Source organism: Plasticicumulans sp., from assembly GCF_035331805.1.
In the GTDB taxonomy this organism is placed as follows: Bacteria; Pseudomonadota; Gammaproteobacteria; order Competibacterales; family Competibacteraceae; genus Plasticicumulans.
The window spans coordinates 1-8,955 of sequence record NZ_DAOLKE010000134.1; the positions used below are offsets into that span (position 1 = coordinate 1).

Genomic DNA, 8,955 nt, shown 5'->3' on the forward strand with positions numbered 1-8,955 from the left:
TCAGACGTTGAAGCGGAAGTGCATCACGTCGCCGTCCTGCACGACGTAGTCCTTGCCTTCGAGGCGCCACTTGCCGGCCTTCTTGGCGCCATCCTCGCCGTTGCCGGCGATGAAGTCGTCGTAGGCGATGACTTCGGCGCGGATGAAGCCGCGTTCGAAGTCGGTGTGGATGACGCCGGCGGCCTGCGGCGCGGTGGCGCCGATCGGCACCGTCCAGGCGCGCACTTCCTTGACGCCGGCGGTGAAGTAGGTCTGCAGCCCGAGCAGCTTGTAACCGGCGCGGATGACGCGGTTCAGGCCGGGTTCGTCGAGGCCGAGGTCGGCGAGGAATTCGAGCTTGTCGGCATCGTCGAGCTGCGCGATCTCGGCCTCGATCGCCGCGCACACCGGCACGACTTCGGCGCCTTCGGCGGCAGCGAGCGCGCGCACCTTGTCGAGCAGCGGGTTGTGGTCGAAGCCGTCCTCGTGGACGTTGGCGATATACATCGTCGGCTTGACGGTGAGCAGGTGCAGCTCGTAGAGCAGCGCCAGTTCATCGTCGGAAAGATTCATCGCCCGCACGGGTTTGGCTTCGTTCAGGTGCGCCTGCACGCGGGCCAGCAGTTCCTTGCGGGCGACGGCGTCCTTGCCGCCGGCCTTGGCGGCCTTCTCGGCGCGCTGGAAGGCTTTCTCGACGCTGGCGAGGTCGGCAAGCGCGAGTTCGGTGTTGATGACCTCGATGTCGGACAGCGGATCGACCTTGCCGGCGACATGGATCACGTCATCGTTCTCGAAGCAGCGCACGACGTGGGCGATGGCGTCGGTCTCGCGGATGTTGGCGAGGAACTGGTTGCCGAGGCCCTCGCCCTTCGAGGCACCGGCCACCAGCCCGGCGATGTCCACGAACTCCATCGTCGTCGGCAGGATGCGCTGCGGGACGACGATCTTCGCGAGCGCATCGAGGCGCGCATCCGGCATCGGCACGACGCCGACGTTCGGGTCGATGGTGCAGAACGGGTAGTTCTCGGCCTGGATGCCGGCTTTCGTCAGCGCGTTGAACAGGGTGGATTTGCCGACGTTGGGCAGGCCGACGATGCCGCACTTGAAGCCCATGGGGAGGGTGTCCTCGGGATACGGGGATGGGGCGGAAGGCTCAGGCCGGCGCGCGTGTGTGCAGCGTCTGCATGGCCCGTTCGAATTCGTCGCGCACGACCAGCGGCAGCACGCGCAGGGCGTCGTCGAGGGCGCGCTCGATCAGCTGCTGTTCGGACGACGGCGCCTTGCGCAGCACGTAGTCGACGACTTCGGCCGCCGTGCCCGGATGGCCGATGCCGAGGCGCAGGCGCAGGAAATCGTTGCCGCCGCACTGGGCGATGATGTCGCGCAGGCCGTTGTGGCCGCCGTGGCCGCCGCCGCGCTTGAGGCGCGCGACGCCGGGCGGCAGGTCGAGCTCGTCGTGCACGACGAGGATCGAGGGCCGCGCGATCTTGTAGAAGTTGGCCAGCCGGGCGAGCGGCTGGCCGGAGCGGTTCATGAAGCCCATCGGCTTCATCAGCCAGAGCGCACGGCCTTCGACCGTGATCTGGCAGGTGTCGGCGTTGAGCTTCGGGTCGTGGCGGAAGCTGCCGCCGTGGCTGCGGGCGAGTTCGTCGACGAACCAGAAGCCCGCGTTGTGCCGCGTGCGCTCGTAGGCCGGCCCGGGGTTGCCGAGGCCGGCGATGAGTTTCAGCGCTTCCGCCATGACCGCACGCGCGCCGCCCGCTTATGCGGCAGGCGCAGCTTCCTCGTCGCCACCGGCACGGGCGGCGTGGATGCTGACGACGATCTCGTCGCTGTGCTGGCCGTGGGTCAGCGCGTAGGCCGTGCAGCCGGCCGGCAGCACGAGCTGCGACACGTGCAGCGCCTGACCGAGTTCGAGCGCGATCAGGTCGACCTCGATGAACTCCGGAATCTGGTCGGGCAGGCAGGTGACCTCGATTTCGCTCAGGTGGTGGCTGACGACACCGCCCTGCTGCTTGACGCCGATCGCGGCTTCCTGATTCACGAAGTGCAGCGGCACGTGCACGGTGATCTGCTGCGTCGCATCGACGCGCTGCAGGTCGAGGTGCAGGACCATCGGCTTGTACGGGTGGCGCTGCAGGTCACGCAGCACGACGCGCTCGGCACGATCGCCGATCTTCAGATCGAGCACGTGCGAGTAGAAGGCTTCGTTTTCGAGCTGCAGCAGGATGTCACGCTGCGAGACGGACAGCAGTTCCGGGGCCTTGCCGGCACCGTAGAGCACGGCGGGCACCCGGCCCGCGATGCGCAGGCGGCGGCTCGCACCCTTGCCCTGCTCACTGCGGGTTTCGGCATTCAGTTCAAAAGCAACGACGCTCATGGCGTACTCCGGTTGACGGTGATGAAACGACCGGGGCGTCCGCGACCAGACGCCCCGGGGCGAAAAAACCTTGAAATCTCGGGCAGGAAGTCCGTGCGCGGATCACTCGCCGAACAGCGAGCTGACGGATTCCTCCAGATGGATGCGGTGGATGGTCTCGGCGAGCAGGCCGGCGACGCTCAGCTGCCGGATGCGGCCGCAGGCCTTCGCTTCGGGGCGCAGCGGAATGGTGTCGGTGACGACGAGCTCATCGAGCGCCGAGTTCGACAGGTTGTCGATCGCCTTGCCCGAGAGCACGGCGTGCGTGCAGTAGGCGCGCACCGAGGCGGCACCGTCGTCCTTCAGCGCCTTGGCGGCGTGGCAGAGCGTGCCGGCGGTATCGACCATGTCGTCGATCAGGATGCAGTCGCGGCCCTCGACCTCGCCGATGATGTGCATGACCTGCGAGACGTTGGCCTTCGGCCGGCGCTTGTCGATGATCGCGAGATCGGCATCGTGCAGGCGCTTGGCGAGCGCGCGGGCGCGCACGACGCCGCCGACATCGGGCGAGACGACGACCAGGTTCGGCAGGTGCAGCTGGAAGAGGTCCTCCAGCATGATCGGCGTCGCGTAGATGTTGTCGACCGGCAGGTCGAAGAAGCCCTGGATCTGGTCGGCGTGCAGGTCGATGGTCAGCACGCGGTCGACGCCGACCGTCGTGATCATGTTGGCAACGACCTTCGCCGAGATCGGCACGCGCGCCGAGCGCGGCCGGCGATCCTGACGCGAGTAGCCGAAGTACGGGATCACGGCCGTGATGCGGATCGCCGAGGAGCGGCGCAGCGCATCGACCATGACCAGCAGTTCCATCAGGTTGTCATTGGTCGGGGCCGAGGTCGGCTGCACGATGAACACGTCGCGACCGCGGACGTTTTCCATCAGCTCGACCATGCACTCGCCGTCACTGAAGCTGCCGGTCACCGCCTTGCCCATCGGCAGGCCGAGGTGATCGACGATGCGCTGGGCAAGCTCCGGGTGGGCGCGGCCGGTAAAGACCATCATACGGGCGTCGGACACGGGTCAACCTGCCGTCGGAACAGGGGGGGAAACTGGCTGGGCCGCCTGGATTCGAACCAGGGAATGCCGGAATCAAAATCCGGTGCCTTACCGCTTGGCGACGGCCCAATGATCTTGTGCTGCATCTGGTGCTGCATCTTGTGTATCGGCTGCTGCATCGGCTTGTCAGTCACCGGCCCGCGCACGGGCCAGCCGGTCGAGCAGCGGCGAACGGTTGCGTCCGCGCGCGACGAAGGCTTCGAGCCCTGCCGGTCGCCCGGCCATGACCGCGCGGGCCGCAGCTTCGTCCGCGAACGCACCGAACACGCAGGCACCGGTGCCGGTCAGCCGCGCCGTGGTGTGCTGCGAAAGCCATGCCGTCGCTGCCGCGACCTCGGGATGACGGGCATGGACGACCGCCTCGCAGTCGTTGTGCCCCGCCCCCCCGAGAAAGGCGCGCATTGTGATGAGGGGGGAATCCCGTGTCAATTCAGGCGCCTTGAAGATTGCGGCAGTCGCAACATGCACCGCCGGCACCAGCACCAGAAACCAGGGCTCGTCCGGCTCGACCGGCGTGAGCCGTTCGCCGATGCCTTCGGCCCAGGCCGCCCGGCCGCGCACGAACACCGGCACGTCGGCGCCGAGCGTGAGCCCGAGAGCGGCCAGCGCATCGTCATCGAGCCCGCAGCCCCACAGATGATTGAGCGCCACCAGCACGGTCGCGGCATCGGACGAACCGCCGCCGAGGCCGCCGCCCATCGGCAACTGCTTGTCGATGCGGATGCTGACGCCGCTGCGCGTGCCGGTCTCGGCCTGCAGCCGCCGCGCGGCGCGCACGACGAGATCCGCCTCGGCCGGCACGCCGGGCAGATCGGTTTCGCGCTCGATGCGGCCGTCGTCGCGCAGCGCGAAGGCCAGCGTGTCGGCCCGGTCGATGAACTGGAACACGGTCTGCAGCAGGTGATAGCCATCGGCGCGCCGGCCGACGATGTGCAGGAAGCGGTTGAGCTTGGCCGGGGCCGGCCAGCCGGCGGAGAACGACCGGGAAGAAGAAGGAGAGGAAGAAGGAGAAGAAAAAGAACCGGCGTCGGACATCGCGGTACGGCTCACAGCCCCCAGTGCTCGACCGCGAGCCGCACCTGCACGTCGCCGCGCACCGCGCGCAGCTTCGCCGGCAGCTCCAGCGCGCCGACCGGCTGCCAGGCCGGATACTCGATGGTCCAGCCGGCCTGCACGATGCGCGTCGTGCGGCCCTCGGCGTCGGCTTCGACCTGTGCGGCCACGCCGGGCTGCGGCCGGCCGAACAGCCAGTCGCCGAGCGCCCCGGCCGGCACGGCGATGCCGGTGGCGCGCTCGAACAGCTCATCGGGATCACGCGCGCTGACCGGCGGCTCGTCGTCCCCGCGCAGCAGCACGACGCCGGCCGCATCGCCCTCGACGCGCACGCGCCCGGCGCCGAAGGGGCCGAGCAGGTCGATCTCGTAGCGCGGGCCGTGCTGCTGCCACTTCAGGCTCGCCGACCAGGCCTGCCGGTCGCGGTTGACGCCGATGCGCGCATCGAGCTGCCAGTCACGCAGTTTTGCGAGCTGCGCGCTGCGCGCCTGCCAGCGCGGGTCCTGCGTGGCATCGCCGCGGCTCGCCGGCAGTTCGGCGCAGCCGGCCAGCGCGAGTGCGAGCAGGGCGGCGGGCGCGGCGGGCCACAGGCGCGAGCGCCTCACCATTTCAGCTTCTCGCGCACCTGCTGCAGGAAGCGGTCACCGGGCGCGCGCTGCGCGCCGCGTTCCCACAGCGCGCGCGCCTCGTCCTGCCGGCCCAGCGTCCAGAGCACCTCGACCAGATGCGCGAGAATCTCCGGCTCCAGCGACAGGCCCTGTGCGCGTTCGAGGAAGGGCAGGCCCTCGGCGGCCTTGCCCTGGCGGTACAGCACCCAGCCCATGCTGTCGAGCACGGCGGCATCGCTCGGGAGCTTTTCGAGCGCGCGGCGGATGAGATCCTCGGCCTCGGCGAGACGGTCGGTGCGATCGGCCAGCGTGTAGCCGAGCGCGTTCAGCGCCTGCCCGTGTTCGGGGTCGAGTTCGAGCACGCGGCGCAGGTCGGATTCGGTCTCGCCGATGCGATCGAGCCGCTCGGCGACCAGCGCCCGGGCGTAGAGCAGGTCGGTGTCGTCCGGATGACCGGCGAGCGCGGCGGTCAGCACCGCCCAGGCCGGCTGGATGAGATCCTTCTGGCGCAGCACCTCGGCTTCGCCGATGAACAGCGCGACGGCATCGTCGGGGTGCGCGGCACGCTCGGCATTGAACCACGCGTGCATGCCGGGTTCGTCGCCTTCGGCGAGCTTCAGCGCGCCGAGCCGGATGCGCGCGCCGAGCCGGCGGTCGCCGTCGGTGACCTTCTCGTACCACGCGCGCGCGGCCGCGTAATCGCCGCGGGCCTCCTCGACGCGACCGAGCTGGAATTCGATGTCGCCGGGGTTTTCGCCGCTGCCGAGCAGGTCCTTCAGCAGCGCCACGGCGCGGTCGTACTGCTTCGCCTCGAAGGCGATGCCGGCGAGCGCCAGCCGGGCGTTGCTGTCGCGCGGGTTGTCGGCGAGCAGGCGGTCGAACTGCTCGCCGGCCTCGTCGTAGCGGTTGGCGAGGAACAGCGCGCGCGCGTAGGCGGTGCGCAGTGCCGTGTCCTTCGGCAGCTGCGTGACGGCCGCGGACAGCACTTCGAGCGCAGCCGGCAGGTCGCCGCGATCGAGCACCAGGCGCGCGCGCATCTGCCAGGCCGGCGCCCAGTCCGGCGCGAGCTTCAGCGCCGTCTGCAGCTCGCGCTCGGCGGCGATGCCCTCGCCGGCCGCGAGGGCGGCACCGGCGGCGTAGTAGTGACCGAAGCGCGAATCGGGCTGCTGCGCACTCAGCCGTGCCAGCGCCTGCCAGGCGGCCTGCCGCTCGCGGGCCTGTCCGAGCAGGTTGGCGACGGCGGCGAAACCATCCTGCTGGTCCTGCACGGCGAAGTGCTCGCGCAGCCACATCAGCGGTTCGAGCGCGGCCTCGACATCCCCGCCCTCGATCAGCGCCAGCGCCAGCGCCTGGCGCGGCGGGATCGCCTCGGGCAGCAGCGTCTGCCAGCGCCGGGCGATTCCGGCCGCGGCCGCCGGATCACGCGCGTACAGCGCGACCGCGAACGCGCGCTCGGTGACGCGCACATCGGTGCTCGCGGCGGCCGCGGCCTGGTATTCGCTGACGGCCACATCGAAGCGGCCGCGCCGGGCGGCGAGCTCGCCGAGCAGGATGTGATACCAGACCTCGGTGTCGCGCGCCGCGGCCGTGGACGGCGGCGGAGCCGGATCGGCCGGCGCCGGCCCGGGAGCAGCCGGGGCAGCGGGATCGGCCCGGGTGACGGGCACGAGGGCGAGACTGAGCGCCAAGGCAAGCGCAGCGGTAGCGGCAGGCTTCATCGGAGGCGACGGTACCGGGGCGGGAGCGCACGAGACGCAGGAGTGACCGCAACTTGCGTGTGCAGTGGGCCATCCCGCAGAATCCCGCGGTTTCGTGAAGGTGGTTTACCTATCATGCCCCTGCTGGCCATAGGCATCAATCACAAGACGGCCCCGGTCAGCGTCCGCGAGCGCGTGGCTTTCGCGCCCGAGCGGCTGCGACAGGCGCTCGTCGATCTCGTCGCGGCCGGTGCCGCCCGCGGGGCGGCGATCCTGTCGACCTGCAACCGCACCGAGGTCTACTGCGACAGCGCCAGTGCCGAGGCCGAGCAGGTCTGCGCGTGGCTGTCGCACTGGCATGCGATCCCGGCGCAGGAGCTGCGCCCCTACCTGTACGTGCATCCGGGTCAGGAGGCCGTGCGCCACATGCTGCGCGTGGCCTCGGGGCTCGATTCGCTGGTGCTCGGCGAGCCGCAGATCCTCGGTCAGGTCAAGGATGCCTACCAGAGCGCCGCCGATGCCGGCACGCTCGACGGCGAGCTCGATCGCCTGTTCCAGCACACCTTCGCGGTCGCCAAGCAGGTGCGCACCGACACCAGCATCGGCGCGAGCCCGGTGTCGGTGGCCTTCGCCGCCGTGGCGCTGGCCCGGCAGATCTTCGGCAAGCTCGGCAAGCGCACCGCGCTGCTGCTCGGGGCCGGCGAAACCATCGAACTCGTCGCCCGCCACCTGCGCGAGCAGGACATCCAGCGCCTGATCATCGCCAACCGCACGCTGGAGCGCGCGCACGCGCTCGCTGCGGAGATGGGCGGCTACGCGATCGGCCTCGACGAGATCGACGCGCATCTGGCCGAGGCCGACATCGTCATCGGCTCGACCGCGAGTCCGCTGCCGCTGCTGATGCGCCCCGCCGTCGAGCGCGCGCTGAAGAGCCGCCGCCACCGCCCGGTGCTGATGATCGACATCGCCGTGCCGCGCGACATCGACCCGGCGGTCGGCACGCTGGAGGATGTCTACCTGTACACGGTCGATGACCTGCAGGAGATCATCCAGGAGAACCTGCGCTCGCGGCAGGCCGCGGCGCTGCAGGCCGAGGAGATCATCGACGCGCAGGTCACGCACTTCATGGCCTGGCTGCGCGCGCAGCAGGCCAACCGCTCGATCCACGCGCTGCGCCGCCAGTCCGAGGCGGTGCGCGACGAGCTGCTCGCGAAGGCCGCGGCGCGGCTTGCCGCCGGCCACGACCCGCAGGCCGTGCTCGAACAGTTCGCACACCTGCTGACCAACAAGCTCATCCACGCGCCGAGCGTCGGCCTGCGCGAGGCCGGCGCACGCGGCGACCTCGACACCGTGGCGCTGATCGGCGCGCTGTACCGGCTCGATGCCGGGCCTTCGTCGTCCGATCAGTCCTCCGCCGCATGAAGCCGTCGATCCGCACCCGCCTCGAAGCCCTGGCCGAGCGCCACGAGGAACTCGCGCGCCTGCTCGCCGAGCCCGAAGTCATCGCCGATGCCGAGCGCTTCCGCCGCCATTCGCAGGAATACGCGCAGCTCGAACCGGTGGCCACGGCGTGGCGGGCCTGGGGCGAACAGCAGCAGCAGCTCGAAGCGGCGCGCGCGCTGGCGCTCGATGCCGATCCGGAGCTGCGCGCGCTCGCGGCCGAGGAGGTCGCGCAGCTCGAAGCCGCGGCCGGGGCCGGCGAGCGGGAACTGGCGCTGGCGCTGCTGCCGCCGGACCCGCACGACAGCGCCAACCTGTTCCTCGAAATCCGCGCCGGCACCGGCGGCGACGAGGCGGCGATCTTCGCCGGCGACCTGCTGCGCATGTACCTGCGCTACGCCGAGCGGCGCGGCTGGCAGGTCGAGATCCTGTCGGAATCCCCGGGCGAGCACGGCGGCTGCAAGGAAGTCATCGCCCGCGTCGCCGGGCGCGGCGCCTACGCGCGCCTGAAGTTCGAATCCGGCACGCACCGCGTGCAGCGCGTGCCCGAGACCGAGGCGCAGGGCCGCATCCACACCTCGGCGGCGACGGTCGCGATCCTGCCCGAGCTCGACGAGGTCGAGGTGCGCCTCGATCCGAAGGACCTGCGCATCGACACCTTCCGCGCCTCGGGCGCCGGCGGCCAGCACATCAACAAGACCGA

The 8,955-nt window shown here is 70.5% G+C and carries 9 protein-coding genes and 1 tRNA gene; 2 read left to right on the forward strand and 8 right to left on the reverse strand.

The window, feature by feature from the left end; genetic code table 11:
- The 8 genes from ychF to PKE44_RS10760 form a co-directional block, all read right to left on the reverse strand.
- A complete protein-coding gene (ychF, locus tag PKE44_RS10725; protein WP_324550941.1) occupies window positions 1-1,092 on the reverse strand; it encodes a redox-regulated ATPase YchF in 1,092 nt (363 codons plus the stop codon).
- A 40-nt stretch (window positions 1,093-1,132) separates the two neighbouring features.
- Window positions 1,133-1,720: an aminoacyl-tRNA hydrolase gene (pth, locus tag PKE44_RS10730; protein WP_324550942.1), complete on the reverse strand. Its 588-nt coding sequence runs from the start codon at window positions 1,718-1,720 to the stop codon at window positions 1,133-1,135.
- A 21-nt stretch (window positions 1,721-1,741) separates the two neighbouring features.
- Window positions 1,742-2,359 carry a 50S ribosomal protein L25/general stress protein Ctc gene (locus tag PKE44_RS10735; RefSeq protein WP_324550944.1) on the reverse strand — a complete coding sequence of 206 codons (618 nt, stop codon included), beginning with the start codon at window positions 2,357-2,359 and terminating at the stop codon, window positions 1,742-1,744.
- Window positions 2,360-2,461: 102 nt separating this feature from the next.
- The gene (locus tag PKE44_RS10740; RefSeq protein ID WP_324550951.1) at window positions 2,462-3,400 is read right to left on the reverse strand and encodes a ribose-phosphate pyrophosphokinase; all 939 of its coding nucleotides are present in this window, start codon (window positions 3,398-3,400) and stop codon (window positions 2,462-2,464) included.
- Between the two features lie 48 nt (window positions 3,401-3,448).
- Window positions 3,449-3,523 (reverse strand) — tRNA-Gln (locus tag PKE44_RS10745).
- 57 nt (window positions 3,524-3,580) lie between these two features.
- Complete coding sequence (gene ispE, locus PKE44_RS10750; protein ID WP_324550946.1) at window positions 3,581-4,489, reverse strand: 4-(cytidine 5'-diphospho)-2-C-methyl-D-erythritol kinase; 909 nt, start codon at window positions 4,487-4,489, stop codon at window positions 3,581-3,583.
- 11 nt (window positions 4,490-4,500) lie between these two features.
- Entirely contained in the window at window positions 4,501-5,115 is a 615-nt protein-coding gene (lolB, locus tag PKE44_RS10755; RefSeq protein ID WP_324550947.1) for a lipoprotein insertase outer membrane protein LolB, read from the reverse strand.
- The gene (locus PKE44_RS10760) at window positions 5,109-6,833 is read right to left on the reverse strand and encodes a tetratricopeptide repeat protein (protein ID WP_324550948.1); all 1,725 of its coding nucleotides are present in this window, start codon (window positions 6,831-6,833) and stop codon (window positions 5,109-5,111) included. Before PKE44_RS10760 ends, lolB begins: the two co-directional genes overlap by 7 nt.
- A 114-nt stretch (window positions 6,834-6,947) precedes the next feature.
- Here PKE44_RS10760 and hemA point away from each other — a divergent pair, with 114 nt between their 5' ends.
- Complete coding sequence (hemA, locus tag PKE44_RS10765) at window positions 6,948-8,234, forward strand: glutamyl-tRNA reductase (RefSeq protein WP_324550949.1); 1,287 nt, start codon at window positions 6,948-6,950, stop codon at window positions 8,232-8,234.
- Window positions 8,231-8,955: PCRF domain-containing protein (locus PKE44_RS10770; protein WP_324550950.1), on the forward strand; the 725-nt coding region annotated here is incomplete at its 3' end. The genes hemA and PKE44_RS10770, both read left to right, overlap by 4 nt.